We start from the raw sequence: 26,936 nt of genomic DNA on the forward strand, positions 1-26,936 counted from the left end.
CAATTCACGCACGAGGAGCAGCGATGATGAAATGGTTCGGAGCGGCGCGCTTTATCGAGGCGGGGCCGGCGGCGGGGGAGGGGCAGAGCAATGCCGATGCATCGCAGCCTGCGGTGGTATTCGAAAACGTCGGCAAGACTTATGCGCCAGGCGTGCAGGCGGCGCTAGCGGGCGTCGGCTTGCAGGTGGCGCGCGGCGAAGTGTTCGGCATCATCGGGCGCAGCGGCGCGGGCAAGTCCACGCTGCTGCGGCTCGTGAACGGGCTCGAAAAGCCCACGAGCGGCGGCGTACGGGTGAACGGCGTGGACGTAGGTGCGCTCGACGAGCGCGCTCTGGTGGCGCTGCGGCGGCGCATCGGCATGGTGTTCCAGCACTTCAATCTGCTTTCCGCCAAGACCGTGCACGACAACATCGCACTGCCGCTCAAAATCGCGGGTGTGCCGAAGGTCGACATCGAGGCGCGCGTGAACGTGCTGCTCGATCTCGTCGGCTTGAGCGAACGCCGCGACGCGTGGCCGGCGCGTCTTTCCGGCGGCCAGAAACAGCGCGTGGGCATTGCACGCGCGCTCGTGCACGAGCCCGATATCCTGCTCTGCGATGAGGCGACCTCGGCGCTCGACCCGGAAACCACGCGCGCCATTCTCGCGCTGCTGCGCGACATCAACCGGCGGCTCGGCGTCACGATCGTGCTCATCACGCACGAGATGGAGGTGATACGCGACGTTTGCGACACGGTTGCGGTGATCGAGCGCGGCGAGGTGGTGGAGCAGGGGCCCGTGTGGCGCGTGTTCGGCGATCCCCGGCACGAAGCGACGCGCGCGCTCCTGCACACGCCCGGCCACGAGTTGCCCGACGATCTGGCGGCGCGTATTCACGCTGAACCGCAAGCGGGCGCGCACGCACTGTTCGAAGTGCGCTTCACCGGCGACGAGGCGCAAGAGCCCGACCTCGCCACGCTCGCGCAGGCGTTCGGCGCGCAGGGCGTGCGCTTCGTGCATGGCGGTATCGAGCGGATCCAGGGGCGTGCGCAAGGGCGGCTAGTTGTTAGCGCGCCGGCGCAGAACGCCGCCGAGGCCGCTTCGCTTGCCGAGCGCGCGCGTGGTCATGCGAGCCGCGTGGAGGTGCTGGGCTATGTCTGACGTGTGGATCACCGAACTCCTCGCAGGCATACGCGACACGTTGCTGATGGTCGGCGTATCGGCGATATTCGCACTCCTGATCGGTATTCCCATCGCGTTGCTGCTCGTCACGACCGCGCGCGGCGGCATCCTGGAGCGGCCCGCGCTCAACACCACGCTGGGGGCGCTCGTCAATGCGTTCCGCTCCACGCCTTTCATCATCCTGCTGGTCGCGCTGCTGCCGCTCACGCGCTTCCTTGTTGGTACGACGATCGGCGTGTGGGCCGCCGTGGTGCCGCTTTCCATTGCGGCCATTCCGTTCTTCGCGCGCGTGGCCGAGGTGAGCTTGCGCGAAGTCGATCGCGGTTTGATCGAGGCGGCCCAGGCCATGGGCGCACAGCGCCGCCACATCGTATGGCATGTGCTGCTGCCCGAGGCGCTGCCCGGCATGCTCGGCGGCTTCACGATCACCGTGGTGGCGATGATCGGCTCCTCGGCGATGGCGGGCGCCGTCGGCGCGGGTGGTCTCGGCGATCTCGCGATACGCTACGGCTATCAGCGCTTCGACACGACGGTCATGGTCACCGTGATCGTGCTGCTGATCGCGATCGTCGCGGTGGTGCAGTTCACGGGCGACGCGCTGGTGCGGCGTCTTTTGCGGCGAACCTGAGCGGCGCGAGCCGTTCGACATGACGCGCGCAGCCCGCTTGCTGCGCGCTTCGCTTTTCGGGCATCACATTCGGGAACTATGGGTATGAACGAAGCACAGCGCCCACGCGGGCAGGAACAGGACGCGCGTTTCGCCGCGCTGCTCGAAGCGCTGCGCGCGAACGCGGCGCAACGCGATCTCGCAGGCGGCCACGCAGCCGCCGAAAAGCAGCGCATTGCCGATGCCGGGCTGCTCACGCTCGCCGTGCCGCGCGAATTCGGCGGGCCGTTCGGTCGGGATGGCGTGCGCTGGAGCGAGATCTACGCGACGATCCGCGCGCTCGCTCGCGTCGACAGCGCGCTTGCGCATCTGCTCGGCTTTCAGTGCCTGCAGGTGGCGAGCGTCGCATTGTGGGGCAGCGCCGCGCAGCGCGCGACCTGGCTACAAGGCACCGTCGAGCATCGCTGGTGGTGGGGCAATGCCGTGAATCCCATCGACACGCGGCTCGTCGCGCACCCGGACAGGGAAGGCGGCTGGCGTCTGCATGGCAGGAAGGGATTCTGTTCGGGGACCTACGGTTCGCAGATGATGACCGTGAGCGCGCACGATCCTGCCACGGGCAGCCCGGTGTTCGCGGTCGTGCCCACCACGCGCGCCGGGATCACGGTGCACGACGACTGGGACCCGATTGGCCAGCGTCAGACCGATAGCGGCACGGTGTCGTTCGAGAATGTGGAAGTGCGCGCCGCCGAAGTGCTGCAGCGCCCCGACACGCCGCGCGCCACGCTGCGCACGCTGATCTCGCAAGGCGTGCTGACGAATCTGTTCGTGGGCCTCGCCGAAGGCGCGCTCGAGGAAGCGCGCGCCTACGTGCTCGCGAACGGCCGCCCGTGGGTCAATTCGGGCGTGCAGCACGTGGCCGACGACCCGTTTCTGCAGCAGCGCTTCGGCGAAATGCGCGTGCAGTCGCTCGCGGCGGCGGTGCTGGCCGATCGTGCGGGCGCACTGCTCGACGCCGCGTGGGACGAAGGCGAGGCGTTGAGCACGATTACGCGCGCCGAAGTCTCGCTCGCGATTTCGGAGGCGAAGATCGTCGCGCACCGCGCCGCGCTCCAGGGCGGCGAGCAGCTCTTCGAGGCGTGCGGCGCGCGCGCCACGGGCGCGGCGCTCGCACTCGACCGTTTCTGGCGCAATGCGCGCGTGCATACGCTGCACGATCCGCTCGACTATCGCCTGCGCGACGTGGGCCGCTATACGCTCTTGAGAGAAGTGCCGCAGCCGACGCTGTACACTTGAGGGCCCGATCGCGTCACGTGCCGCGACGCGTCAACCCTTGAGGATGGAAGCGTTGGAATTCCGACTACCGACTACGGCGACGGCGCCGTTCTGCCCGTCCGAAGTGCAGGGCAGCATCGAGTTTTCGCCGCGTGCGCCGTTCTGGAAGAAGTTCTGGCAATTCGCGGGCCCCGGCCTGCTGGTGTCGATCGGCTACATGGACCCGGGCAACTGGGCCACCGACATCGAGGCGGGCTCGCGCTTCGGTTACAGCCTGTTGTTCGTGGTCGTGCTCTCGAGCCTCGCGGCGATCGCGCTGCAATGCCTTTCCATGCGTCTTGGCATCGTCACGCAGCGCGATCTCGCGGAGCTTTCGCGCGAGCGCTATTCAAGGCCCGTGGTGCTCGGCCAGTGGGTGCTCGCCGAGCTTTCGATCATCGCCTGCGATCTTGCCGAGGTGCTGGGCGGCGCGCTCGCGTTCCACCTGCTGCTGGGCTGCTCGCTGATGGTGGGCGTGGTGCTCACGGCGTTTGACACGCTCATCGTGCTGGGCTTGAAGGGCAAGAACTTCCGCTCGCTCGAGGCGATCATGGCCGGACTCATCGCCACGATAGGCTTGGGCTACGTGATCCAGCTCGCGCTCGTGAAGCCGCACTGGCCGTCGGTGTTCGCGGGCGCGGTGCCGTCGTGGCACGCCATTTCCTCGGCGGAGCCGCTGTATCTGGCGATCGGCATTCTCGGCGCGACCATCATGCCGCACAACCTCTACCTGCATTCGTCGATCGTGCAGACGCGCGCCGTCAAGCGCGACCGTGCGAGCCTCGCACAGGCCATCGGCCTGTCGCGCCTCGACACGATCGTCTCGCTGCTGATCGCGCTGCTCATCAACGCGGCCATCCTGATACTGGCCGCGGCGGCCTTTCACGCCAACGGGCACACCCAGGTCACCGATATCGAACAGGCCTACAAGCTGCTCGCCCCGATCGTCGGCACGGGCGCGGCGGCGGTGCTGTTCGCGATCACGCTGCTTGCCTCCGGGCAAAGCTCGACCTTCACGGGCACCGTGGCGGGCCAGGTCATCATGGAAGGCTTCCTAAGGATGAAGATTCCGTGCTACCAGCGGCGACTCATTACGCGCGTGCTCGCGCTGATTCCCGCGTTCGCGGGCGTCGCGCTGCTCGGCAACGGCGCGGTGGGCAAGCTGCTGGTGGCAAGCCAGGTGGTGCTGAGTCTGCAGCTGCCGTTCGCGCTGTGGCCGCTCATTCGCATGACGAACGATCGTGCGCTGATGGGCGAGTTCGTGAACCGGCTGCCCACGCGGTTGCTGGCGTGGTTCCTGTTCGTCGTGATCTCGGCGGCGAACCTGTGGCTCGTCTGGCAGACGTTCAGCGGAAGCTAAAGAAGGGAAAGGTGTAACAGGCGCGCGCCATGCAGGCGGCAAGCAACGGCGGCAATCAGAAAGCGCTTCGCCGTCCGGTGCGCTCAGGCACCGGACGGGTTCGCGTCTTGGTCTCGCGTCCGGTTAGTCCGGATCTGCTCTCCTACGCTTACGCAGCCTCGGCAATGCCATCCGATGTTACAACTACCGGAAGGTCGCTCTCGGTCTGCTCGGCGCCCCGTCGCGCTGCAGCCGCCTTTTTCGTCTTGCCGGCTCGCGAAGGAGGCTGGCATGCGCCGCACACGACGTTGTGCTGAAGGTCGTGGCGATGCGCGACGAACTTACCGCCGCAACGGCAGCAAGGCGTCAACTGCAGAATATCGGCATCGAAAAATCGCACCAGGGTCCACGCACGCGTGAGGTCGAGCGCCGGCTCGGCCCCGCTGTGGCGGCAGTGTTCCAGATACAGCCGGAACCCCTTGGTGAGCGCGTCGAGATGCGAGCAACGCGCTTCGTTCTTGAGGAACAGGTACGTGTTATAGAACAGCGAGGCGTGGATGTTGGCCAGCCACGTCATGTACCAGTCCGCCGAGAACGGCAGCATACCTTTGGGCGGCGATACGCCACGGATCTCGCGATACAGGCGGATCATGCGATCGCGCGAGAGCGTGAGTTCGCTTTCGAGCACCTGCATGCGTGCGCCCAGCTCGATCAGTGCGATCGCGCGGAATACTTCCTGAGCGTCTTCGGTGAGGCTGCGCCGCGTAGTCATGGACGTCACCCTCAGGCGAATTGACCAGCCGGCTGTCCCGCAAGCAGGATGGCCGCATGGGTAGCCGCCACGTCGGCATGCCTGGAAGTCTGCGTGAGCGCGGACAACATCGCATGATCGTCGAAGCGGAAAAAACAGAGAAGTTGGTCGGAAGAGGCCAACCTGACGATCTGCGCGAGCGACAGAGCGCCAAGCAGATCGGCCAGTTCCGACGACAGTCCCAGTCGGAACATGCCGACTGGCTTGTCCTCGCGCAGCATGCGCTGTGCGAGCATCAGATACGACAAATTAATTTCGCGGATAGATTCCAGCGTCTCGCTGCTGCGGTCCATTTCTCTAGTTTCCGAAGCCCCGAATTTAACCCCCCGGCTTTTTCGCCGTTGTATCTTTTCTGGTCTTGTGGTCGATCTTCGCTCTTTGGCTCGATCTGACTCTTTGATACAGGTTGTTACATCTCGTAACAACCTTGGAGGGAATTGTATGAGGGCTTATCTCAGAAATCAATCCCTCGGATCAAAAATAATCGTACTGTTGTAAATTATTTTCGGTAAGTTTTGCTGCAATTTGATACCAGGCTGGCGACGCGCCCTCGCGACACTGGCGGGGGCGCTCAAACAGGCCGTAGCACCTTGGTTTATCAGGGTTTTCGCCAGATCGACGGGGCCTGCGCAACGAATCGCCGAAGGACGAAAAACGCCGCCCGGTGGAATAAACGTTTAGAAAGGAGTTGGGTTGACAGGTAAAAAATACGGCTCTGCGGATTAATACCTATGACTATTGAGTTTGTAACAGATGTTTCGACCCTGACGACCTGTAACAGGGCAATGTGTAACTAAGATGTTACGAGTGCAGACGGTGGGACACACCGTTGGTTTCTGGAAAATATGCAGGCTGGATATTGCGCGAAGATCGCACTTGTGAAACGTTTGCGAGCCGCTGTCGAGACGCAATCCGGGTGAGGCGATTTTTTTTGCCGCTTCAGGTCAGCCAGGGCACTGCTTCGATGAGGGCGGCGCCCAGTAAACAGACCAGCCCGCGCGCCGACGATACGCGGGTGAAGGGCAGCCTGGCGATTTCAAAGTCGTTGTCGATAACCGTCGCACCTTCTATACCGTATACAGCGACTGCCGATGTGCCAGTTATATCACGACGTGATATAACTGAAATAATCAAGGCGGCGTTGCGGGCATGGCGCGTTCGGCCGCCCGGCGCTGGAAATCATCGGGGGAGGGATCATGGCCTCGTTCAACAGGATTCTGCTGTGTTACGACGCAACGCGCGAAGGCCGCCGGGCTTTGCGTGAGGGCGCCGACCTTGCGCGCGAATGCCACGCGCAAACGCATTTGCTGGCCGTGCTCGACCAGGCGCCGCTGCAATGGGGGACGGACATCGCCTCCGCCGTGCCGTTCGAAGCCGCGGAAGAGGCGGCGCGCGAGATTCTGCGTGACGGGGTGGCGTGCCTGCAGGACAAGGGGCTCGTGGCAACCGGGCACTTCGTGGTGGGCCGGCCGATCGACGTGATCGCAAGCTACTGCGCGGAACTCCAGCCCGATCTCATCGTGGTGGCGCACCACCGGCGCGGACCGCTCAAGCGCTGGTGGGATGGGCGCGACGACCGCCTGCTGCTCGACCGCGTGTCGTGCAGCGTGCTGGTCGTTACCGCGGCGGACCCGGAGCCCGCGAAAGCGGCGGCCTGAGCCGCCGCAGAGGCGACGTGAAGCAAATGTAACTGCTGTGCGCTCAGGCGCTCGGTTCGCCAAGAATCGGCGTGCGCCTGACCTCGGAGATATAAAGCAGGATCAGCGAGACCCACACGATGCCGTAGAGCAGCATGAAGCAGCTCGAGCGGATCTTGAGCCAGTCGAGCAGGATGCCGAACAGGATCGGCAGCAGAAAGCCGCCCAGGCCGCCTGCCAGCCCGACGATGCCGGTCACGACGCCCATGTTGCTGGGAAAGTCGTCGGCCACGTATTTGAACGTCGAGGCCATGCCAAACGCGAACACCGCGCCCAGCACGAAGGCCACGGCAACGAAGCCGAACACCGGCATGCTGATATGCAGCGCCGCCTGGCCGTCGATCGTGTGGATCACGAAGTCGGTGGGCGGGTACGAGAGAATGAAGAGACAGATCCACGCCACCCACAGGCCCCACCACGTGACGGTGTGCGCGCCGAGCTTGTCGGCGAGCACGCCGCCCACGGCGCGCAGGATCGAGCCCGGCAGCGAAAAGCCCGCGGCGAAGGCCGAAGCCATCACGAGCGACATGCCGTATTCGGCCTTCAGGTATTGCGGAATCCACAGCGAGAGCGCCGTGAAGCCGCCGAAGGTGATCGAGTAGTACTGGCATAGCCGCCACACGCGCGGGTCCGCCAGCACCTTGAACGAGTCGAGCAGCGAGCCGCCCGACTTGCCGGCGCCCGGGTCGCGCGCCGAACCGAGCCAGAAAATCACGGCGGTCACGACCAGCGCGACGGCGTAGACGCGCGGCACGAAGCGCCAGCCGTAGAGGTTCTCCAGCTGCGGCGTGACGAACAGGTTGACGGCGGCGCCCACCGTGCCCGCGCCGAAAAAGCCCATGGCGAAGCCGCGCTGGCTGGGCGGGAAAAAGCGCGCCACATACGGCGTACCCACCGCAAACGAGGCGCCCACGCAACCGAGAAAGAGGCCGATGAGCAGGAATTGCCACAGCTCGCTCGCGTAACTGACGATGTACACGGGCACGGCGCAGACCACGAGCAGCGTGGTCATGACGATGCGTCCGCCAAAGCGGTCGGTCCACGCGCCGAGCGGCAGGCGCATGAGCGCGCCCGTCAGCACGGGCGTGGCCGTGAGCAGGCCGAACTCCGTGCTGTTGAGCTGGAGCTCCTCGCGCAGCTGCACGCCCAGCACGCCGAACATCATCCACACCACGAAACACACGAGAAACGCGAGCGTGCTGACGAGCAGGACGGACCATGCCTTCGCGCCGACTTTCTCGGGTTGGGCTGCGCTCGCTACGGGGCGCGCCGGTTCGCTACGCAGATTCATGTTGCCTCCATCGCATGGGGGTGCACGTCGACTTCACTGGACGAGCGGGCTCGTCGCGGCTTCCAGCGCCGCGTTTTCGAGCGTCGCTTCGGAAGCCAGGATCGATACGTACTGCTGGATGGCCTTATGGCGCACGCGTTCGCTGAGAAAGCGTGCGATGTCGCCCGAGACTTCGTCGTAGGGCGCCCGATTGCCGGGCACGCGCTGGTCCACACGCACGAGATGAAAGCCGAAGCGCGTGCGCACGAGACGCGGCAGCACGCCGATGTCGGCGCAGTCGAACAGCGCCGCTTCGAATTCGGGCACCGTGTCGCCGCGCGTGAGCTGGCCGAGGCTGCCGCCCACGCCCGCCGACGGACAGTTCGAGAACTGGCGCGCCAGCGCCTCGAAGGTATCCGGCGCCTGCTGCAATTCGCGCAGCGTCTCTTCGGCCTTCTGACGCAGCAGCGCGAGCGGCACGCGGTCGGTAATGGCGAAGAGGATGTGGCTCGCATACACGAGTTCGTTGCGCACGAAGCGCTTTGCGTGCTGCGTGTAGTAGCGCTCGCAGTCATCGCGCGTGGGCTCGGGCACGCGCAGCTCGCGTTCCAGCAGCGCATCCATCGCGCTGTCGTCGAGTTCGGCGTCGGGCGCCAGCAGGTCCAGCGCCACGGCGCGCTGGCGCAGCAGTTCGTGCACGACGAGCGTGCGCCGCGCGGCGAGCGCGGGGTCCGGCTCGTCGGCGTGATTGCCGCGTTCGGCCTCGATCGCCGCGAGTCCGATCTCGACGTCGTTCACGCGGGCGGGCAGGCCTGGCTGGTCTTGATTGGGGACCGCATTCATCATCGATGGCGCTCCTGGTTCCGGTTGGTGCGATTTAGCGCTTGCGCACGAGCTGGTACGGACGGATCAGATAGAACACCGAAGCGATGCCGCTCCAGATATGCACCATGCGCGTGAAGGGCGAAACGAGGAAGATCGTGAAGCCGAGCGCGATATGGGTTTGATAGACGAGCGGCACGCCGTCGAGCAGCCCGGCGATATTGGGCCGGAACGTCACGACGCCTTTCACGTAATCGGTGAGCTGCTCGAACATCAGGCCGTCCATGTGGTGCGACGAGAGCACCACGGTTGCGAGGCCAAGCGCGAGCTGCACCCACAGCATGAACACGATGAGGATGTCCGACGCCTTGCTGTTCACGCGAATGCGCGTGTCGCCGAGCCGCCGCACGATCAGGATCGTGAGCCCGACGATGGCGAAGCTGCCGGCCACGCCGCCCGCGACCATGGCGAGCAACTGGTGCACGGTGGCCGAGATGAACGGCGCGACGAGCCAGTGCGGCGCGAGAAAGCCGACGAAGTGACCCATCACCACGACCAGAATGCCCCAGTGGAACAGGTTGCTGCCAAGGCGCAGCGCGCCGCGCCGCAGCAGTTGCGAGGAGTCGCTCTTCCACGTGTACTGCTCGCGGTCAAAGCGCACGAGCGAGCCGAACAGCAGCACCGCAAGGCAGATATACGGATAGATGCCGAACAGAAACTGATGGAAGTATTGGCCCATGACGGCTCCTTGCTTGCGGTGTTCGAACGGCGTACTTAGCTAGCGTGTTGCGGTGTTCAGCGCGGCGCGCGGCGCGGGTGGAACGCCACGGGCGCGACGGCCGGGCGCTCGGCGCCCATGAATTGCACGGGCTCGTCGGCCCAGGCCGCGTCGAGCGCCCGCAGATGCTCCTTGTCGTGCGGCTTGCCCGCGTCGTCGTCGTGCGCGGCCTCGGGCAGGTCGGCGCCGCCCGCGCCCGCAAGCGGCAGCAGCGCGCCGATCACATACGCGTAATGGCTGTTGCGCCGGCTCAGTTCGTCGGTGATCGACTGCAGGATCGCGACGGTTTCGCCCAGCAGCGCGCGCGCGTCGTTCGCCTCCAGAATCGAGAGGTATTCGAGAAACACGGGCAGGTAGTCGGGCAACTGGCCGGGCTGCAACAGCATGCCGTGCTTCTCGTAGGTCTGGACGAGGTCGATCATCGCCTGGCCGCGATCGCGCGACTCGCCGTGCACGTGCTCGAACAGATGCAGCGACGTTGCGCGGCCGCGGTCGAACAACGCGACGTAGTTCTCCTGCAGTGCGAGCAGATCGCGCGAACCGAGATAGTCGAGGAAGCGTTCGAGCTTCTCACGTGCATCGGCGCCGAACGCGCGCTCGCTGCGCACCATCGCGCGCAGTTCATGCACGGCCTCGATGAGCTGCGCATCGGGATACTCGAGCAGCGACGCAACGAGCCGGTACGTCATGGGCTGGGGACGAGCCGCGAACATGGTCAGATCTCCTGAATCGGAATCTTGCGATGCCCACTCTTCGGCGCGAACAGGCTCGCCTCCGATTTGCCGTCCGAGCAGCCGTTGCCGAACGTGAAGCCGCACGACGAACGCAAGTCGAAGGCGTCTTCCGCGTACTCGCGGTGCGTGGTGGGAATCACGAAGCGGTCTTCGTAGTTCGCGATCGCGAGATAGCGGTACATCTCCTCGACCTGGGCGAGCGAGAGCCCTGCTTGCGCGAGCACCTGCGGGGCGTCCACGCGGTCGACCTGGCGCGCGCGCATGAACGCGCGCATGGCGAGCAGACGCTCCAGCGCGACCTGCACCGGCTTTTCGTCGCCGGCGGTAAGCAGGTTCGCGAGGTAGCGCAGCGGAATGCGCAGCGAATGCACGTCGGGCAGCCAGCCGTTCATGCTGAGCTCGCCGCTATTGGCGGCCGCGTTGATGGGCGAGAGCGGCGGCACGTACCAGACCATCGGCAGCGTGCGGTACTCGGGGTGCAGCGGGAAGGCGATGCGCCAGTCGATCGCCATCTTGTACACGGGCGAGCGCTGCGCGCCGTCGATCCACGCCTGCGGAACGCCGTCGCGCGTGGCCTGCTCGATTACGGCGGGATCGAACGGGTCGAGGAAGACGTCGAGCTGCGCCTGGTAGAGATCCTTTTCGTCGGCGACACTGGCGGCCTCCTGAATGCGGTCCGCATCGTAGAGCAGCACGCCCAGATAGCGGATGCGGCCCACGCAGGTTTCCGAGCACACGGTGGGTTGGCCCACCTCGATGCGCGGATAGCAGAAAATGCACTTTTCGGCCTTCCCGCTCTTCCAGTTGAAGTAGATCTTCTTGTACGGGCAGCCAGAAACGCACATGCGCCAGCCGCGGCACTTGTCCTGATCGATCAGCACGATGCCGTCTTCCTCGCGCTTGTAGATCGATCCGGAAGGGCACGCCGCCACGCACGCCGGGTTCAGGCAGTGCTCGCACAGGCGCGGCAGATACATCATGAAGGTGTTCTCGAACTCGCCGTAGATCTCCTTCTGCACGTTCTCGAAGTTATAGTCTTTCGAACGCTTCTCGAACTCGCCGCCGAGAATTTCTTCCCAGTTCGGGCCCCACTCGATCTTCTCCATGCGCTCGCCGCTCACGAGCGAGCGCGGCCGCGCAACCGGCGTGGCCTTCGTGTTGCCCGCTTCCTGCAGATGCGCGTAGTCGAACGTGAAGGGCTCGTAGTAGTCGTCGATTTCCGGCAGATGCGGATTCGCGAAGATTTGCGCGAGCAGGCGCCACTTGCCGCCCAGACGCGGCTCGATCTGGCCGTCGGCTTTGCGCACCCAGCCGCCGCGCCAGCGCTCCTGGTTCTCCCATTCCTTCGGGTAGCCGATGCCGGGCTTCGTCTCGACATTGTTGAACCACGCGTATTCCATCCCCTCGCGGCTCGTCCAGACGTTCTTGCAGGTGACCGAACACGTATGGCAGCCAATGCACTTGTCGAGGTTCAGCACCATCGCGATCTGCGCACGCACTTTCATGAGCTCTCTCCTTCGCGGACGGCCGGTTTCACGGCCGCATCGACAGCGGCAGGCAAGGGACCAACGGGCGTTTCCTCTGCGTCGAGCCAGTCGACGTTCTTCATCTTGCGCACGATGAGGAATTCATCGCGATTCGAACCGACCGTGCCGTAATAGTTGAAGCCGTAAGCGAGCTGCGCATAGCCGCCGATCATATGTGTGGGCTTGAGTGAAATGCGCGTCACCGAGTTGTGAATGCCGCCGCGCGTGCCCGTGATTTCGGACCCCGGCGTATTCACGATCTTTTCCTGTGCGTGGTACATCATCACCATGCCGCGCGGAATACGCTGGCTCACCACGGCGCGCGCGCAAAGCGCGCCGTTCGCGTTGAAGCACTCGATCCAGTCGTTGTCGACCACGCCGATCTGCGCCGCGTCCTTCTCCGAAATCCACACGATCGGCCCGCCGCGCGAGAGCGTGAGCATCAGCAGGTTGTCGGTGTAGGTGCTGTGGATGCCCCATTTCTGGTGCGGCGTGATGAAGTTCAGCGCAAGTTCGGGGTTGCCGTTCGAGCGCGTGCCGGTCATCTTCTCGTAGCTGCCCGTGTCAATCGGCGGCTTGTACACGCACAGCGCCTCGCCGAACGCGCGCATCCACGCGTGGTCCTGGTAGAGCTGCTGGCGGCCGCTCAGCGTGCGCCACGGTATCAGCTCGTGCACGTTCGTATACCCCGCGTTGTACGACACGTGCTCCGACTCGATGCCGCTCCATGTCGGCGACGAAATGATCTTGCGCGGCTGCGCCTGGATATCGCGGAAGCGGATCTTTTCGTCGGCGCGGGCGTCGGCGAGATGCGCGTGCTCGATGCCCGTGAACTTCGACAGCGCTTCCCATGCCTTCCTGGCGACCGCGCCGTTCGTTTCGGGCGCGAGCGAGAGGATCGTTTCCGCGGCGTCGAGCGCGGTCTCGATGCGCGGGCGGCCCTTCGCGTCGCCGGCGTCTTCGGACTGGTCGCGGTAGTTCAGCGCGCCGAGCTCGTGGACCTCGTCCTCCGTATTCCAGCTAATGCCCTTGCCGCCGTTGCCGAGCTTGTCCATGAGCGGCCCGAGCGAGGTGAAGCGGTGATAGGTCTCGGGGTAATTGCGCTCGAGCGTGACCACGCCCGGCATGGTCTTGCCCGGAACCGGCTCGCATTCGCCGCGCTTCCAGTCGTCCACGCCGAAGGGCTGGGCCAGTTCGCCCGCGGCGTCGTGCGCGATGGGCGCGAGCACCACGTCGCGCTCCACGCCGAGATGGCCGACACTCAGCTCGGAAAAGCGCTTCGCAATGGCCTTGAAGATTTCCCAGTCGCTGCGCGCCTGCCACGCGGGGTCCACCGCAGCGGAAAGCGGGTGAATGAACGGGTGCATGTCGGACGTGTTCATGTCGTCCTTTTCGTACCATGTGGCCGTGGGCAGCACGATGTCCGAGTACATGCAGGTGGTGGACATGCGGAAGTCCAGCGTGCAGAGCAGGTCGAGCTTGCCTTGGGGCGCTTCCTCGTGCCAGACGACTTCTTCGGGACGCGGCACGCCGTCCTTCACCACTTCCTCGCCTTGCACACCGTTCGTTGTGCCAAGCAGATGCTTGAGGAAGTACTCGTGCCCCTTGCCCGACGAGCCGAGCAGGTTCGAGCGCCACACGAACAGGTTGCGCGGGAACACGGTGGGACTGTCGGGGTCCTCGCAGGCGAGCTTGAGGCTGCCGTCTTTCAGGCGGCGCGCGACTTCGGCGCCGGCCTTCGCGGGGTCTTCGAGCGAGCGGCCAAGCTCGAGCGGATTGCTCGTGAGTTGCGGCGCCGAAGGCAGCCAGCCCATGCGTTCGGCGCGCACGTTGTAGTCGATCGGCGCGCCGTGGTAGTCGGCCTTGTTCGCGAGTGGCGAAAGCAGGTCCGTGGGGTTCATCGGATCGTAGCGCCACTGGTCGGTGTGCGCGTAGAAGAACGAGGTGGCGTTCATCTGGCGCGGCGGCCGGTTCCAGTCGAGCGCGAACGCGAGCGCGGTCCAGCCCGTTTGCGGGCGCAGCTTTTCCTGGCCAACGTAATGCGACCAGCCGCCACCGGACTTGCCGACGCAGCCGCACATCACGAGCAAGTTGATGATGGCGCGATACGCCATGTCCATGTGGAACCAGTGATTGATGCCCGCGCCGATGATCACCATCGAGCGGCCTTCGGTCTTGTCGGCGTTTTCGGCGAACTGGCGCGCGACGTTGATGACGTCCGCGCGCTTCACGCCCGTAATCGCTTCCTGCCATGCGGGCGTGTAGGGCACGTCGTCGTCGTAGCTGTGCGCGAGGTCCTTGCCGCCCAGACCCTGGTCGAGCCCGTAGTTCGCCACGAACAGATCGTAGACGGTAGCGACGAGCCGCTCGCCGGCGGGCGTCGCCACGCGCCGCACGCCAATGCGCCGGCTCAGCACCGGCCCGTGCGAGGTGTGCGGGAAATGCGGATGCGCGACGTTGCCGAAGTAGGGGAACAGCACGTCCACCACATCGTCGTGCTTTTCCACGAGCGAGAGCGCGGGTTTGAGCGGCGCGCCATTGACGCTTTCCTCGCGCAGGTTCCACTTGCCGCGATCGGCGCCTTCCTGCTGGCCCCAGCGAAAGCCCACCGAGCCGAGTGGCACCGCGAACTCGTGGGTCGCGCTGTCGATCACCACGGTCTTCCACTCGGGGTTGTTGTCCTGCGCGAGCGCGCCGTCGAAGTCGGAGGCGCGCAGATAGCGGTCGGGCACGTACTGGCCGTCGCGCTCGACGAGCGTGACGAGGCAGGACATGTCGGTGAACCGGCTGCAGTAGTCGGCGAAATAGGCGCTCTTGCCGGCGAGGTGATACTCCTTGAGGATCACGTGGCCCATGGCGAGCGCGAGGGCCGCGTCGGTGCCCTGCTTGGGATGCAGCCAGATATCGCCGAACTTCGCGCCTTCGGCATAGTCGGGGAAGATCGACACGATCTTCGCGCCGCGATAGCGCGCTTCCACCATGAAGTGCGCGTCGGGCGTACGCGTTTGCGGGACGTTCGACCCCCACATCACGATGAACGACGAGTTGTACCAGTCGGCGGACTCGGGCACGTCGGTCTGCTCGCCCCACGTTTGCGGCGAGGCGGGCGGCAGGTCACAGTACCAGTCGTAGAACGATAGGCAAACGCCGCCGATGAGCGAGAGATAGCGCGAGCCGGCGGCGTACGACACCATCGACATCGCGGGAATGGGCGAGAAGCCGATCACGCGGTCGGGGCCGTGGCGCTTGATGGTGTGCACGTTCGCTGCGGCCGCTATTTCGAGCACTTCACTCCAGTCTGCCCGCACGAAGCCGCCAAGACCGCGCCGCGTTTGATAACTTTTGCGCGCGGCCTCGTCGTCGACAATGGCGGCCCACGCGGCAACGGGGTCGAGCGTGCGGCGCTTCTCGCGCCACAGCTTCACGAGCGCGCTGCGCACGAGCGGATACTTGAGGCGATTGGCGCTGTAGAGGTACCACGAATACGATGCGCCGCGCGAGCAGCCGCGCGGTTCGTGGTTGGGCATGTCGGGGCGCGTGCGCGGGTAGTCGGTTTGCTGCGTTTCCCACGCGACAATGCCGCCCTTCACATAGATCTTCCACGAGCAGGAGCCCGTGCAATTCACGCCGTGTGTGGAGCGCACGATCTTGTCGTGCTGCCAGCGTGTGCGGTACGCCTCCTCCCATTTTCGGTCTTCGTCTGTGACGGCGCCGTGACCGTCTGCGAATTGTGTTCGTGCCGCCGTGAAGTAACGCAGACGATCCAGAAAATGGCTCATGGCATCTCCAGCTTGTGTGTGCGTCGGGGACATCCGTATTTAAAAGTAGGAACAAGAAGATGTAAAGGGGATGAATGTAATTGCTTTCGATGTATTTGAGCGGATATAACTACTTTTTGCACTATTTGTCGGGCTGATGGCAAAACGTCGGTTATGCAAAATGCACGTTATCACGCGGAAATGTTTGAAAACGACCCGTGTTTTAAAGTTTTCAGTCGATGAAGGAAATCCCCATGAATTCATGGGTGAATCGTGCGGTAGAGCGGAGTGTGGCTTTCTCTCGATTGCATCTTCGAGCTGGAAATGAGGCGTAAATCAGGTGCAAAAGGACACGCGATTTTTTTGTAATTGATTGAGATTCGCGTCGATCTAATACTTTGCGACGCGAAGAATGGCGCGATCGTTGCGTGCGCATGAATCTAGAATGATTTTTCCCGGTCGTTTCACGCCCCCGACTTATTATCCGACGCACCCGGCGCGGCTGCTTTCCGCGCGTCAAGGCGAGTGATTGCGCAATGCCTGAGTGGTGTGCGGATCGGCGGGAAAGAACGCTTCGATGGCCAGTTCGGAGAGCGTGATGTCGACCGGTGTGCCGAACACAGTGGTCGTGCTGTAGAACGCCAGTTCGCCAAGCACCGTGCGCACGCGCAGCGGCACGGCAATGTGATGCGTGATCGGCTCGGCGCTCGCGCTCGCTACGCCCGGCGGCGTGGGATACGCTGCGAGTTCCTCGTGCAGCGCGGCGAGGGCGGGGTCGGCGCTTGCGTCGATCTGACGTTGCAGGCGCGTGAGCAGATGCGCGCGCCACGCATGCCAGTTGACGATGCGCGGCGCCATGCCCTCGGGATGCAGCGAGAGCCGCAGCGCATTGATGGGCGCGGCGAGCAGCGCAGGCGAAGCGTCGCCAATGAGCGGCGCGAGCGCACCGTTCGTCGCGACGATATTCCAGTGGCGGTCCACGGCCACGGCGGGATAGGGCTCGTGACCGCGCAGCACGAGATCGACCGCCTCGCGCGCGGCGGCGAGCTGCGGGTCGTCGAGCGCGCGCTCGCGATAGAGCGGCGCATAGCCCGCCGCCACGAGCAGTGCGTTGCGCTCGCGCAGCGGCACATCGAGTTGCTCGGCCAGATGCATGACCATCTCGCGGCTCGGCAGCGCGCGGCCCGATTCGACGAAGCTCAGATGGCGCGTCGAAATCTCGGCTTCGGTTGCGAGCAGCAACTGGCTCATGCGTCGGCGCATGCGCCAGTCGCGCAGCATCTCGCCGACGCTGGGGCGCCCGGCGCCGGACGGCGCGGCGGGGAGGAGGGAAGCGAGCGTGTTCATGCTGGCGATTCTAGCGAAACGCGTGAGCAAGGCGATTACGTCTGAGGTAAAGAAGCGGCCGGCAACGGATATATGAAAACCTCGGGTTTACGCCCCTGCTGCATTCGTGGACGACGTTTACCGTGTGCCGCGCTATCGCCTAGAATAAAAATTCTCAGGACTGTGGCGTCGCGCAGAGGAGACTGCCATGAGGGAAACCGTTGCTGCTTATCTGCTCGGACCAGGCGTCATGTTGCTGGTGTGTGCGGCCATGTGGGCCGTGTCGCGCCGCAGCAGAGGCACGCTCGAAGCGCGCCTGACTCGCTGGCTCGACGCGCATCGGCCGCACGGCATGCATCACAAGCATTGAGCGTGCCAGCACCGCGTCGGTTTGCGCAATCGCTCGGGGGCATCGCGAACGAATCGCGGCACGGTGCGCCAGGCAAATTCCATAGCATTCCGAATCAACTCCCGAGTTAGTTCGTTTCGCTCCAGCGCATGGCACGCCATTCCGCGTGCCGCATCGTCTGCCACTGCCGCCTCACGTCGAGGGAACTGAGCGTGCGCCCCGCGGTCATTCCGATATTGCATCCCGGAGCCCTCCATGACCCGTCCCGCTGATTCCTTCATCGTCTTCATCGCCCGCATCGCGCTCGCCATTCTGTTTCTCTGGGGCGGTGCCATGAAGCTGCTGGGATACGCGGGGTTCGTCGGCTACCTGCACTCGAAGGGCGTGCCGTATGCCTCGTACGGTGCGATCGTCGCAACCGCCGTCGAACTGCTCGGTGGCATTGCGATCGTGCTGGGCGTGCGCACCCGCGCGGTTGCGTTCCTGCTGGCCGTGTACGCTATCGTCACGGCGATACTCGGGCATGACTTCTGGAACATGACCCAGGCCGCGGCGCAACAGGAGGCGGTCATTCATTTCTGGAAGAACGTGGCGATTGCAGGCGGTTTCCTGCTGCTGACCGTGACGGGCGCGGGACGTGCTTCCATTGATGGTCTGCGCGCGCCGCGCGGCGGCGGCGGCCTGCGAGGCTGACGCCTTCGCGTGGCGAGGCGCGAGTGTCGATTTGCAACCACCGGGCAACCGGGTGTAGAGGGAGCAGGCCTTGATACAGAACTTCGACTTCAACGTGGCAGGCAAGACCGGGCAGTTCTGCGCGAGTCTTGCGGAAGACGGCACGCGGCGCGTGTTCATCAGCGAGGCGGATACCGCGAAGACGCTGGTGATCCTCGACGCCTCCGGGCTTATCGGCACGCTCAAGGCCGAGCTCGAGGAGCCCGACCAGCTGATCGCTCACGCCATCCGCAAGGCACAGAACGATGGCTTGATCGCCCGCGCAATCGACTCCGGCGCGATCCAGGAAGCGTCGCTGTAGTGCCGCACGCCGGCTCGCGGTTGTCTCAGCGAGATTCCGATTCGTTCACCCGCGCCGGCGCGACGTGGCGCACGCCCGCATGCGCCGGCTCTGTCCTCACGAACCAGGCCAGCCCGGCCGCCGTGAGCAGGAGCGCCGTCGAGACCGCGCTTTCCGCACGCAGGCCGGCCACGACCTGCGCCGCGCCCGCCCCGCCCGCGAGCGCGCCGAACGCCGCCACCCCCACCGCACCGCCCGCCTGACGCGCCGTATTGAGCAGTGCCGAGGCCGTCCCCGCACGCGCCGGCTCCACCGAGGAGAGCACGGCCGTCGTCATCGCCGGTACCGCCAGGCCCATGCCGGAGGGAATCAGCAGGAAGGCGAGCAGCACGAAGGCGATCGGCGTCGAGGCGTCCACGCCGATCAAGAGCGCGTAGCCGACCCCCGCGATCAGCGCGCCGATGATCATCGGCCGGCGCGTGCCGTAATGCGCCACCACATGGCCGCTCACGAGGTTCGAGAGCAGGAAGCCGCCGGTGAGCGGGAGGAACGCGAGGCCCGCCTGCAACGGCGTCTCGCCGCGCGCATGCTGAAGATAGAGCGCGAGCACGAACACCGTGCCGTAATAGGTGAGATTTACGCAGATACCGAACAGCACCGCCGCGCTGAACGTGCGGTTGCGCAGCATGCCGAGCGGCACCATGGGGTCGTGTGTGCGCGCTTCGAGCGAGACGAACGCAAAACCTGCGAGGAGGGCGAGCGCAAAGCCGCCCGCCACCGCCCAGTGCGTGAAGCCGAGCGGCCGCCATTCGATCACGGCGCCCGCAAAGGCCGTGAGCGCCACGATGGCGAGCAGCTGGCCGCGCACGTCGAGGCTGCGCACGGCGGGCGCGCCGGCGGCGCTGGCATCGTGCGCAGGGCGGCGCGGCGCGGGAATCCAGGCGAGCGCGGCCCACAGGCCTGCCGCGCACAGCGGCAGGTTCACGAGGAAAATGCTGCGCCAGCCGAACGCCGCGATCAGCAGACCGCCCGCCACCGGGCCGGCGGCGATCGAGATCGCGCCGGCGGCGGTCCAGAAACCCACTGCGCGCGCCCTGAGCGCCCGGTCGTGGCGGCATGCTTCGTTGAGCAGCGCGAGCGAATTGGGCAGCATGGCCGCCGCGCCCGCGCCCTGCAGCGCGCGGGCGGCGATCAGCATGACCGGATTGGCCGCGAGCCCGCAGGCCAGCGAGGCGAGCGCGAACACCACGAGCCCGATGGCGTAGAGGCGGCGCGCCCCGTAGCGGTCGCCGAGCACGCCGCCCGAGAGCATCAGCACGGCGAAGGCGAGCGTATAGGCGTCGACGATCCATTGCAGGCCCGCAACCTTCGCATGGAGATCGGTTGCAATGCGCGCGAGCGCGATATTGACGATGGTGACGTCGAGCTGCGTGACGACGAACCCGACGCTGACGGTCGCGACGATACGCGTGAGCGCGGGCGTGAAATGGACGGGGGTGGGGTGTGAGGTATTCATGCGCCCATGGTAGGGCGCTCGCCGGCTTCGACGTTTCAGCGCGAGGTGAAACATCGAAGCCGGCGGCAAAAAGGTGCCGGATCAGTGGCGGCCGTCCCGTGCGCATTCAGTGCGCACCGCGGCGCACTTAGTCCTCCCGCTGCGGGTCCTTGAAGAACAGCGTCGTGATCGCACCGAGCACGCAGATCGCGGCTACATAGTAGGTGGGCGCGAGCGGCGCCGACTTCATCAGCAGCGCGACGACGATCGGCGTGAGGCCGCCGAACACGGCGTACGCCACGTTGTACGAGAACGAGATGCCCGAGAAGCGCACCACGGGCGGGAACGCATTCACCATCACGTAGGGCACCGCGCCGATCGTGCCGACCAGCAGCCCGCAAAGCGCATAGAGCGGCATGAGCATCGAGCTGTCCACGGCGATCTGGCGGAACAGCGTGTAGTAGGCAATGGCGAGGGCAATGCCGCCGATGGCGAGCACGCGGCGCGCGCCGAAGCGGTCCGCGAGCGCGCCCGCGCTCACGCAGCCCACGGTGAGGAAGAGCGTCGCGACGCAGTTCGCGAGCAGCGACGTGGTGGCGTCGAGATGGAACTGCTTCTGCAGGAGCGGCGGCGTCATGAGAATCACGACGACGATGGCGGCCGAAAGCATCCACGTGAGCAGCATCGAGACGATCACGGCGCGGCCGTGATCGCGCAGCACGGCCTTGAGCGGGATTTCGTCGGCGAGCGACTTGCGCGCCTTCATCTCCGCGAACACGGGCGTTTCGTGCAGCCACTGGCGCAGATACACCGAGAACATGCCGAACAGTCCGCCAATCAGGAACGGGATGCGCCAGGCATAGGCGGCGATGTCGCCCGGGGCGTAGTGATGATTGACCGCCGCGGCGATCAGCGAGCCTAGCAGGATGCCGAACGTGAGGCCCGCCGTGAGCGTGCCGCATGCATAGCCGGTATGGCGGCGCGGCACGTGCTCGGAGACGAACACCCACGCGCCCGGCACCTCGCCGCCTACGGCCGCGCCTTGCAGCACGCGCAGCGCGAGCAGCAGCACGGGCGCGAGCACGCCGATCGTCGCGTAAGTGGGCAGGCAGCCCATGGCGAGCGTGGGCAGCGCCATCAGCAGCACGGAGAGCGTGAACATGCGCTTGCGGCCGAGCAGGTCGCCGAAGTGCGCCATGACGATGCCGCCGAGCGGCCGCGCGAGGTAGCCCGCCGCGAAGATGCCGAAAGTCTGCAGCTGGCGCAGCCAGTCGGGAATCGTTGCGGGGAAGAACAACTGGCCGATAGCCGGCGCGAAGAACACGAAGATGATGAAGTCGTAGAACTCGAGAGCGCCGCCGAGCGCGGCGAGCCCGAGCGTCTTGTAGTCGCTGCGGGCGAGCGCGCGCGCAGCGGCAGGCGTGCGCACGCCAATTTCTGTTGCTTGCATTTCCGAAAAACCAGGGTGTTGTTATGTACGACGTTGTATGTAGCGCGTGCGGAACGCGTGTGGACGTCCGTGATGGCCGAATTTGCCTGGTGCGCGCGTGGCGCGGGGCGGCGGTCGTCGGATAGGCGGGCGCAAGGGTGGGGCACGGCAACAGCGCGTCCGCGAGGGTGGGCGGACGTGCGACGACTTCAGGCCAGAGCGCGATTCTACAGGAAGCCTGCGAGCTGCCCGCTGCGCGACCCGTCGGGACGCTGCCGCGCCGCTGTGGGAAAACGGTGAAGCGCTCTCGAATTCGGACTCGTCCGATGGGCAGATTTTGCACATATCCACAAAATTGCCCGGTTTCATCATCGATCCATCAGAGGCCCCCACCATGCGCATCGCGATTCTCCAGCGCGACGCTGACCATCGCCAGCAGCTCGAGCGCGTGCTGACGCAATGCGGTCACGCCTGCGTTGCGTCCGGCGACGCACTCTTGCTTGCCAGGACGCTGGCCGCCTCGACCGTCGATATGCTCCTGCTCGACTGGCAGGGCTCGCAAATCGCCGGCGCGGAGCTGCTGAAAACCTTGCGGGCCGTGAACGGTAGCCAGATACCGGTGCTGTTCGTCTCGGAGGACGCTTCCGACGAGAACGTGGTGCGAGCGTTTTCTATCGGCGCCGACGACTACGTGTGCCTGCCGGTCTGTCCTTCGGTGCTGCGCGCGCGCGTGCACGCGCTCCTGCGCCGCGCGTTTCCCGACCGCTTCGAGAACCTGACGATCGACGCCGGCGCCTATCACTTCGACTTGCGGCATCAGGCGGTCAGCGTCCACGGCAAGCCTGTGCTGCTCTCGACCACGCAATACCGGCTGGCGGCGCTGTTCTTCTCGAATATCGGGCGCGTGCTCTCGCGCGATCACATCTACGCGATGGTGTGGGGGCGCGAGTTGCAGACCTTGACCCGCACGATCGACAGCCACGTGTCGCGGCTGCGTCTGCTGCTGGAGATCGACACGCCGAACGGCTTTCGGCTGCAGCCGGTCTACAAGAGCGGCTACCGGCTGCTGTGCCTGCAGGACGAAAATGAGGCGCTCGCCGCCGAAGACGCGGAACTCGAGTCGGCTTGAGGCGAAGCGCTGCGATTCATTCTGTAGTTCGATAAAAAAAGACGGCGGCACGCATGGCGTGCCGCCGTCTTGTCTGGTGCGTCGCGCGCCGCGCGCGGCAACCTCAGCGCGCGAGGCCGAGTCCTTGCAGCACGGCGTTGCCTTCCGTCGTGAGGCGGATGCGCGGGTCACCGGCGTCGTCCTGCACCTGCTCGACGAGGCCGGCTTCCTTGAGCATCGGAATCTCCGGTTTGGCGTGCGCGTCGATCGGCGCATGCAGCAGCAACAGGAGGGTCGCAAGCTCGTGGTGGCTCAGCAACCGGCGCAACAAGGTGCGGCGAGCGGGCTTCGCGCCGGGCGTGGCCTCGCTGTCGACCTGACTGGTCGCCTGGATTTGCGGGTCTTGCTGTTTCACGGAACCTCCTGCAGCGTTCGTTTCTTCTAGATGAAGCGATGATGCGGACGAAGACTTAAGCGATTCTTAAAACGCCCGCCGAAAATGTGTCAGCGCGCTACACGGCGCGCATCGATGTAAAAGGCTGTAATAGAAAGGGCGCGAAGGGCGCCGCGAAACGCCGCGCGACGGCGGCCCGGCAAAAACGGCCTGTCAAATGTTCAAGGCGCGCAGGTTTTACTCGCACCCTCGATCCACAGGTTCGAGGCGTGGCGTTTGCCGGCGTAATAGCGGTAGGTCGTCGCGCCGTTGTCGGTGCGAACCTTGATGACGTTCGAGTCGCCGAATTCGAGCATCTGGCCTTGCGGCAGCGGCGAGGTGGTGAAGCTGGCGCCGTGACGCGAGGCTTCGACGGTCAGGCACGAGATGACGTCCTGGACCGACCGGTTGGTTGTGGAATCGATGACCGGCTGACCGGCGTCCGGGTTGCTCTGAAACCACGCGCACGCGCCGAGCGTGAGCGAAAGGGCAAGGGGCACGGCAAGCTTCTTCATATTTCCCGGTATCCAACGAAATAGTCAATTATTATATCGGGAGCATGTGCCGTGCCACGGCGCCGGCGCAAAATGCCGCAAAACTGTCACGCGCCGGGCATCGGTGTTGCGGCAGTGCGACGTGCGTGCGAAGCCCTACATACTGGCGCGCAAGAACCTACGGAGCGAGATAGACTATTTAAGGGGTGCCGTCTGGAAATCTGACGTGACGTCAGGAGAATACGCATGAACCGCCCATCGGTACGCTTTCCTGTTCGCGCCGCTGGCGCTGGCTCACTCTTCAGGTGGGTCAAGTGGGGATTCGTCGTCGCGTTTCTGGCTGCCCTCGTCATCATCGCGCGCATCGTTCAGATCGAAATCGACACGTCGCGCCTGCAGGCGCGCTATCTCTCCGAACTCACGCGCGACATCGGTTTTACGGTCGAGAACGGGCCGAGCCACAACATCCGCTTTCCCACCGCGAACGGGCCGTACGACGTGCGGCTCGGTTATGCGCAACTGCCCACCTTCGAGAACCGGCTTGCGGAACGCGGTTTCGCGATTGCCGCGCAGGCGCGCGATTCAGATCGCATGATCGCCGTCGCCGACGAGGGGCTTTTTCTGCCGTTCGAAGAAAAGGATCAGGCCGGCATCGTACTGCGCGACGCTTCCGGTGCGACGCTCTTTCATACGCGATATCCGCAGCGCGCATACGAGAATTTCGACGCGGTGCCGGCTGTGGTGCGCGACTCGCTGCTTTTCATCGAAGACAAATACCTGCTGGCCCAGGACCAGCCGAACCGCAATCCCGCCATCGACTGGGGACGCTTTAGCCGCGCGCTCGTCGATCAGGGTGCGCGCCTCGTGAACCAGCATCAGCAAACGCCGGGCGGCAGCACGCTCGCCACGCAGATCGAGAAGTTCCGGCACTCGACAGGCGGCCGCACCTCCACGCCGCCGGAGAAGCTGCGCCAGATCGCGTCCGCGTCGCTGCGCGCGTATCTGGACGGCCCGCAGACCATGCCTGCGCGCCAGCAGATTCTCGTGCACTACCTGAATTCCGTGCCGCTCTCCGCCAAGCCGGGTGTGGGCGAAGTCAACGGTCTCGGCGACGGCCTCGCCGCCTGGTATGGGCGCGACTTCCGCGAAGTCAATCGCGTCCTGCGCGCGCCGCTGACGCCCGAGACGCTCGACGCGCAGGCGCTGGCGTTCCGCCAGGTGCTCTCGCTGCTGATCGCCCAGCGCGCGCCTTCGTACTTCCTGCAAAAGAACAACGAGGCGCTCGCGAAGCTGACCGACAGCTATATCCGCCTGCTCGGCGCCGGCGGCGTGATTACGCCGGCGCTGCGCGACGCCGCGCTCGGCACGCAGCTCACGCTCGACCGCTCGAAGCCGTCGCAGCGCGTGCCGGTTTCCTTCGTGGAGCGCAAGGCGGTGCTGACGCTGCGCACCCAGCTCATGCAGGCGCTGGGGCTGAAGACGCTTTACGACCTCGACCGCCTCGATCTGACCGCCACGGCCACGCTCGTCGACAGCGTGCAGCAGGCCGTGAGCGACCGCCTCGCCGACGCCGCGACCAAGGACGGCGCGCGCCAGGCGGGTCTGGTCGGCTTCGAGATGCTGCGTCCCGCCGACGATCCTTCGAAGATCGCGTATAGCTTCACGCTGTTCGAGCGCAGCAGCGGCGAGAACCTCGTGCGCGTGCAAACGGACAGCGTGAACCAGCCGTTCGACATCAATTCGGGCGCGCGCCTCAATCTGGGGTCGACGGCCAAGCTGCGCACGCTCGTGACGTATCTGCAGATCGTGAGCGCGCTGCACGCGCGCTACGCGGCCGACGACGCGAAGTCGCTGCGCGCGATGCTGCCGCAAGTCGATCCGAGCGACGCACTCACGCGCTGGGCGATCGACTATCTTTCGAAGACGTCCGACCGCTCGCTGCATTCCATGCTGGAAGCGGCCGTCGAGCGCAAGTACTCGGCCAGCCCGGGCGAGACGTTCTACACCGGTGGCGGCGCGCAGAGCTTCAATAATTTCGAGTCGAGCGACAACGCGCAGATTCTGACCGTGCACCGCGCGTTCCAGCATTCGGTGAATCTGGTATTCGTGCGGCTCATGCGCGATATCGTCCACTACGAGATGATCCAGACGTCGGGGCCGCCCGCGCAATGGCTCGACGATCCTGTCGTGCGCACGCGTTTTCTCACGCAGTTTGCCGATGGTGAGAGCCAGGTCTATATGAAGCGCTTCTACACGCGCTATGCGGGCAAGAGCAACGACGAAGCGCTGGCGATCCTGCTGCAGCACACGCGCAAGGGCCCGGCGCGCATTGCGACCGTGCTGCGCAGCGTGAAACCCGACGGCAAGCTGCCGTGGTTCGATGCACAGATGCGCGCGCAACTCAAGAACACGAAGTTCCAGTGGCTCGACGACGAAGACCTCGCGCACTACTACGACAAGTACGCCATCGACAAATTCAACCTCAATGACCGCGGCTATATTGCGGGCATTCATCCGCTCGAACTGTGGCTGCTGAATTACATGCGCGTGCACCCGGATGCGACGCTCGCGCAGGTCCAGCAGGAGAGCCGCGACACGCGCCTTTACACCTACAGCTGGCTCTTCAAGACGAAGTATCACGCGACCCAGAACCGGCGCATTCGCCACATGATCGAGCTGCGGGCGTATGACGCGATCGGCAAGTCATGGCGCGCGGTCGGTTATCCGTTCGACAGCATCACGCCTTCTTATGGCGCGGCGATCGGTGCGTCGGGCGACCGGCCCGCGGCGCTCGCGCAACTCATCGGCCTGATTTCGAGCAATGGCGAAAAGCTGCCGACGCATAGCTTCGAGTCGCTCGACTTCGCGCGCGGCACGCCGTATGAGACGCACTTCGTGCATGCGTCCGCGCAGCCGCAGGCGTTGATCTCGCCGGAAATTTCGCAGGTGGTGCGCGAGCTGCTGACGTCGGTGGTGGAGGGCGGCACGGCCAAGCGCCTCGCGGACGGCATGACGCTCCCCGACGGCAAGACGCTGCCCGTGTACGGCAAGACCGGTACCGGCGACCAGCGCTTCAACGTGTACGCGCCGGGCGCGCGGCTCATCGAATCGCGCAAGGTGAACCGCAGCGCGACCTTCGTGTTCGTGATCGGCAACCGCTTCTACGGCACGCTCACGGCATGGGTGCATGAGCCGTACGCGGCGCGCTATACGTTCACGAGCGCGTTGTCGGTGCAACTGCTGAAGTCGCTCGCGCCGGTGCTGCAGCCGCTGCTCGAATCCAGGTCTGCGACGGACCGCGATGAGAAAACCGATCCTGTCCACGCCGCGCAGCAGATGACGCTCATCGACCCGCAGTCGGGCGAAATGCGCCGTGTGGTGTGGAACGGCAAGGGGCTCGAATTCGACGACGCGCACTGATTATTCGGAATCCAAAGCAAAACGCGAGACTGGTGCAGATGCACCAGGTCTCGC

23 protein-coding genes are annotated in these 26,936 nt (G+C 65.2%); 10 read left to right on the forward strand and 13 right to left on the reverse strand.

Annotated elements, in window-relative coordinates; genetic code table 11:
* Positions 1–23: 23 nt before the first annotated feature.
* From AB4Y42_RS22715 to AB4Y42_RS22730, 4 genes are all read left to right on the forward strand, one after another.
* On the forward strand, positions 24–1,139 hold the full coding sequence (locus AB4Y42_RS22715; protein WP_368695410.1) for a methionine ABC transporter ATP-binding protein: 1,116 nt from the start codon (positions 24–26) through the stop codon (positions 1,137–1,139).
* A complete protein-coding gene (locus AB4Y42_RS22720) occupies positions 1,132–1,788 on the forward strand; it encodes a methionine ABC transporter permease (RefSeq protein WP_368695411.1) in 657 nt (218 codons plus the stop codon). The genes AB4Y42_RS22715 and AB4Y42_RS22720 overlap by 8 nt, the downstream gene beginning before the upstream one ends.
* A gap of 84 nt (positions 1,789–1,872) precedes the next feature.
* Positions 1,873–3,063, forward strand: coding sequence for an acyl-CoA dehydrogenase family protein (locus tag AB4Y42_RS22725; RefSeq protein ID WP_368695412.1), 1,191 nt, complete (start codon positions 1,873–1,875; stop codon positions 3,061–3,063).
* 52 nt (positions 3,064–3,115) lie between these two features.
* Positions 3,116–4,441: an Nramp family divalent metal transporter gene (locus AB4Y42_RS22730; RefSeq protein WP_368688553.1), complete on the forward strand. Its 1,326-nt coding sequence runs from the start codon at positions 3,116–3,118 to the stop codon at positions 4,439–4,441.
* A gap of 148 nt (positions 4,442–4,589) precedes the next feature.
* Here the strand turns inward: AB4Y42_RS22730 and flhC are convergent, their stop codons facing one another.
* Both flhC and flhD read right to left on the reverse strand, forming a co-directional pair.
* A complete protein-coding gene (flhC, locus tag AB4Y42_RS22735; protein WP_051481243.1) occupies positions 4,590–5,192 on the reverse strand; it encodes a flagellar transcriptional regulator FlhC in 603 nt (200 codons plus the stop codon).
* An 11-nt stretch (positions 5,193–5,203) separates the two neighbouring features.
* A complete protein-coding gene (gene flhD / locus AB4Y42_RS22740; RefSeq protein ID WP_042266670.1) occupies positions 5,204–5,524 on the reverse strand; it encodes a flagellar transcriptional regulator FlhD in 321 nt (106 codons plus the stop codon).
* Positions 5,525–6,427: 903 nt separating this feature from the next.
* Here flhD and AB4Y42_RS22745 point away from each other — a divergent pair.
* Positions 6,428–6,889 carry a universal stress protein gene (locus tag AB4Y42_RS22745; protein WP_133187752.1) on the forward strand — a complete coding sequence of 154 codons (462 nt, stop codon included), beginning with the start codon at positions 6,428–6,430 and terminating at the stop codon, positions 6,887–6,889.
* Positions 6,890–6,932: 43 nt separating this feature from the next.
* Here AB4Y42_RS22745 and AB4Y42_RS22750 read toward each other — a convergent pair whose 3' ends face one another.
* The 7 genes from AB4Y42_RS22750 to AB4Y42_RS22780 all read right to left on the reverse strand — a co-directional run bounded on the left by AB4Y42_RS22750 (position 6,933) and on the right by AB4Y42_RS22780 (position 17,163).
* Positions 6,933–8,219, reverse strand: coding sequence for a nitrate/nitrite transporter (locus AB4Y42_RS22750; protein WP_368695413.1), 1,287 nt, complete (start codon positions 8,217–8,219; stop codon positions 6,933–6,935).
* 33 nt (positions 8,220–8,252) lie between these two features.
* A complete protein-coding gene (locus tag AB4Y42_RS22755; protein ID WP_368688722.1) occupies positions 8,253–9,041 on the reverse strand; it encodes a peptidylprolyl isomerase in 789 nt (262 codons plus the stop codon).
* Positions 9,042–9,075: 34 nt separating this feature from the next.
* Complete coding sequence (narI, locus tag AB4Y42_RS22760) at positions 9,076–9,759, reverse strand: respiratory nitrate reductase subunit gamma (RefSeq protein ID WP_368688550.1); 684 nt, start codon at positions 9,757–9,759, stop codon at positions 9,076–9,078.
* 56 nt (positions 9,760–9,815) lie between these two features.
* On the reverse strand, positions 9,816–10,511 hold the full coding sequence (narJ, locus tag AB4Y42_RS22765) for a nitrate reductase molybdenum cofactor assembly chaperone (RefSeq protein ID WP_368688549.1): 696 nt from the start codon (positions 10,509–10,511) through the stop codon (positions 9,816–9,818).
* Between the two features lie 2 nt (positions 10,512–10,513).
* A complete protein-coding gene (narH, locus tag AB4Y42_RS22770; RefSeq protein ID WP_368695414.1) occupies positions 10,514–12,037 on the reverse strand; it encodes a nitrate reductase subunit beta in 1,524 nt (507 codons plus the stop codon).
* Positions 12,034–15,837 (reverse strand): nitrate reductase subunit alpha, encoded by a 3,804-nt coding sequence (locus AB4Y42_RS22775; protein ID WP_368695415.1) that lies wholly within the window; start codon positions 15,835–15,837, stop codon positions 12,034–12,036. The genes narH and AB4Y42_RS22775 overlap by 4 nt, the downstream gene beginning before the upstream one ends.
* A gap of 495 nt (positions 15,838–16,332) precedes the next feature.
* Positions 16,333–17,163, reverse strand: coding sequence for a helix-turn-helix domain-containing protein (locus AB4Y42_RS22780; protein ID WP_368688547.1), 831 nt, complete (start codon positions 17,161–17,163; stop codon positions 16,333–16,335).
* 187 nt (positions 17,164–17,350) lie between these two features.
* On the opposite strand from AB4Y42_RS22780, the gene AB4Y42_RS22785 reads away from it, so the two are divergent.
* From AB4Y42_RS22785 to AB4Y42_RS22795, 3 genes are all read left to right on the forward strand, one after another.
* Positions 17,351–17,512 carry a hypothetical protein gene (locus AB4Y42_RS22785; protein WP_165979491.1) on the forward strand — a complete coding sequence of 54 codons (162 nt, stop codon included), beginning with the start codon at positions 17,351–17,353 and terminating at the stop codon, positions 17,510–17,512.
* Positions 17,513–17,746: 234 nt separating this feature from the next.
* On the forward strand, positions 17,747–18,184 hold the full coding sequence (locus tag AB4Y42_RS22790; RefSeq protein WP_368695416.1) for a DoxX family protein: 438 nt from the start codon (positions 17,747–17,749) through the stop codon (positions 18,182–18,184).
* 70 nt (positions 18,185–18,254) lie between these two features.
* Positions 18,255–18,524 (forward strand): hypothetical protein, encoded by a 270-nt coding sequence (locus AB4Y42_RS22795; RefSeq protein ID WP_324160986.1) that lies wholly within the window; start codon positions 18,255–18,257, stop codon positions 18,522–18,524.
* Positions 18,525–18,549: 25 nt separating this feature from the next.
* Here AB4Y42_RS22795 and AB4Y42_RS22800 read toward each other — a convergent pair whose 3' ends face one another.
* Positions 18,550–20,019, reverse strand: coding sequence for an MFS transporter (locus tag AB4Y42_RS22800; protein ID WP_368695417.1), 1,470 nt, complete (start codon positions 20,017–20,019; stop codon positions 18,550–18,552).
* Positions 20,020–20,146: 127 nt separating this feature from the next.
* Positions 20,147–21,448, reverse strand: coding sequence for an MFS transporter (locus tag AB4Y42_RS22805; protein ID WP_368688544.1), 1,302 nt, complete (start codon positions 21,446–21,448; stop codon positions 20,147–20,149).
* A 373-nt stretch (positions 21,449–21,821) separates the two neighbouring features.
* Between AB4Y42_RS22805 and AB4Y42_RS22810 the strand changes: the two genes are divergently transcribed.
* Entirely contained in the window at positions 21,822–22,556 is a 735-nt protein-coding gene (locus AB4Y42_RS22810) for a response regulator transcription factor (RefSeq protein ID WP_368688543.1), read from the forward strand.
* Between the two features lie 103 nt (positions 22,557–22,659).
* Here AB4Y42_RS22810 and AB4Y42_RS22815 read toward each other — a convergent pair whose 3' ends face one another.
* Entirely contained in the window at positions 22,660–22,929 is a 270-nt protein-coding gene (locus AB4Y42_RS22815) for a hypothetical protein (protein ID WP_368688721.1), read from the reverse strand.
* Between the two features lie 221 nt (positions 22,930–23,150).
* The gene (locus AB4Y42_RS22820) at positions 23,151–23,483 is read right to left on the reverse strand and encodes a hypothetical protein (RefSeq protein WP_028202622.1); all 333 of its coding nucleotides are present in this window, start codon (positions 23,481–23,483) and stop codon (positions 23,151–23,153) included.
* Positions 23,484–23,708: 225 nt separating this feature from the next.
* Between AB4Y42_RS22820 and AB4Y42_RS22825 the strand changes: the two genes are divergently transcribed.
* A complete protein-coding gene (locus tag AB4Y42_RS22825) occupies positions 23,709–26,882 on the forward strand; it encodes a transglycosylase domain-containing protein (protein WP_368695418.1) in 3,174 nt (1,057 codons plus the stop codon).
* Positions 26,883–26,936: the final 54 nt, after the last annotated feature.

The organism is Paraburkholderia sp. EG286B, from assembly GCF_040965655.1.
Classification (GTDB): domain Bacteria; phylum Pseudomonadota; class Gammaproteobacteria; order Burkholderiales; family Burkholderiaceae; genus Paraburkholderia.

Excerpts from the sequence above, each read along its gene's own strand:
- narJ (WP_368688549.1), bottom strand. The coding sequence starts at position 10,511 with ATGTTCGCGGCTCGTCCCCAGCCCATGACGTACCGGCTCGTTGCGTCG.
- AB4Y42_RS22805 (WP_368688544.1), bottom strand. The coding sequence starts at position 21,448 with ATGCAAGCAACAGAAATTGGCGTGCGCACGCCTGCCGCTGCGCGCGCG.
- AB4Y42_RS22750 (WP_368695413.1), bottom strand. The coding sequence starts at position 8,219 with ATGAATCTGCGTAGCGAACCGGCGCGCCCCGTAGCGAGCGCAGCCCAA.
- flhC (WP_051481243.1), bottom strand. The coding sequence starts at position 5,192 with ATGACTACGCGGCGCAGCCTCACCGAAGACGCTCAGGAAGTATTCCGC.
- narH (WP_368695414.1), bottom strand. The coding sequence starts at position 12,037 with ATGAAAGTGCGTGCGCAGATCGCGATGGTGCTGAACCTCGACAAGTGC.
- flhD (WP_042266670.1), bottom strand. The coding sequence starts at position 5,524 with ATGGACCGCAGCAGCGAGACGCTGGAATCTATCCGCGAAATTAATTTG.
- AB4Y42_RS22755 (WP_368688722.1), bottom strand. The coding sequence starts at position 9,041 with ATGAATGCGGTCCCCAATCAAGACCAGCCAGGCCTGCCCGCCCGCGTG.
- AB4Y42_RS22810 (WP_368688543.1), top strand. The coding sequence starts at position 21,822 with ATGCGCATCGCGATTCTCCAGCGCGACGCTGACCATCGCCAGCAGCTC.
- AB4Y42_RS22745 (WP_133187752.1), top strand. The coding sequence starts at position 6,428 with ATGGCCTCGTTCAACAGGATTCTGCTGTGTTACGACGCAACGCGCGAA.
- AB4Y42_RS22715 (WP_368695410.1), top strand. The coding sequence starts at position 24 with ATGATGAAATGGTTCGGAGCGGCGCGCTTTATCGAGGCGGGGCCGGCG.
- AB4Y42_RS22800 (WP_368695417.1), bottom strand. The coding sequence starts at position 20,019 with ATGAATACCTCACACCCCACCCCCGTCCATTTCACGCCCGCGCTCACG.
- AB4Y42_RS22780 (WP_368688547.1), bottom strand. The coding sequence starts at position 17,163 with ATGAACACGCTCGCTTCCCTCCTCCCCGCCGCGCCGTCCGGCGCCGGG.
- AB4Y42_RS22825 (WP_368695418.1), top strand. The coding sequence starts at position 23,709 with ATGAACCGCCCATCGGTACGCTTTCCTGTTCGCGCCGCTGGCGCTGGC.
- AB4Y42_RS22820 (WP_028202622.1), bottom strand. The coding sequence starts at position 23,483 with ATGAAGAAGCTTGCCGTGCCCCTTGCCCTTTCGCTCACGCTCGGCGCG.
- AB4Y42_RS22785 (WP_165979491.1), top strand. The coding sequence starts at position 17,351 with ATGAGGGAAACCGTTGCTGCTTATCTGCTCGGACCAGGCGTCATGTTG.
- narI (WP_368688550.1), bottom strand. The coding sequence starts at position 9,759 with ATGGGCCAATACTTCCATCAGTTTCTGTTCGGCATCTATCCGTATATC.
- AB4Y42_RS22790 (WP_368695416.1), top strand. The coding sequence starts at position 17,747 with ATGACCCGTCCCGCTGATTCCTTCATCGTCTTCATCGCCCGCATCGCG.
- AB4Y42_RS22720 (WP_368695411.1), top strand. The coding sequence starts at position 1,132 with ATGTCTGACGTGTGGATCACCGAACTCCTCGCAGGCATACGCGACACG.
- AB4Y42_RS22775 (WP_368695415.1), bottom strand. The coding sequence starts at position 15,837 with ATGAGCCATTTTCTGGATCGTCTGCGTTACTTCACGGCGGCACGAACA.
- AB4Y42_RS22725 (WP_368695412.1), top strand. The coding sequence starts at position 1,873 with ATGAACGAAGCACAGCGCCCACGCGGGCAGGAACAGGACGCGCGTTTC.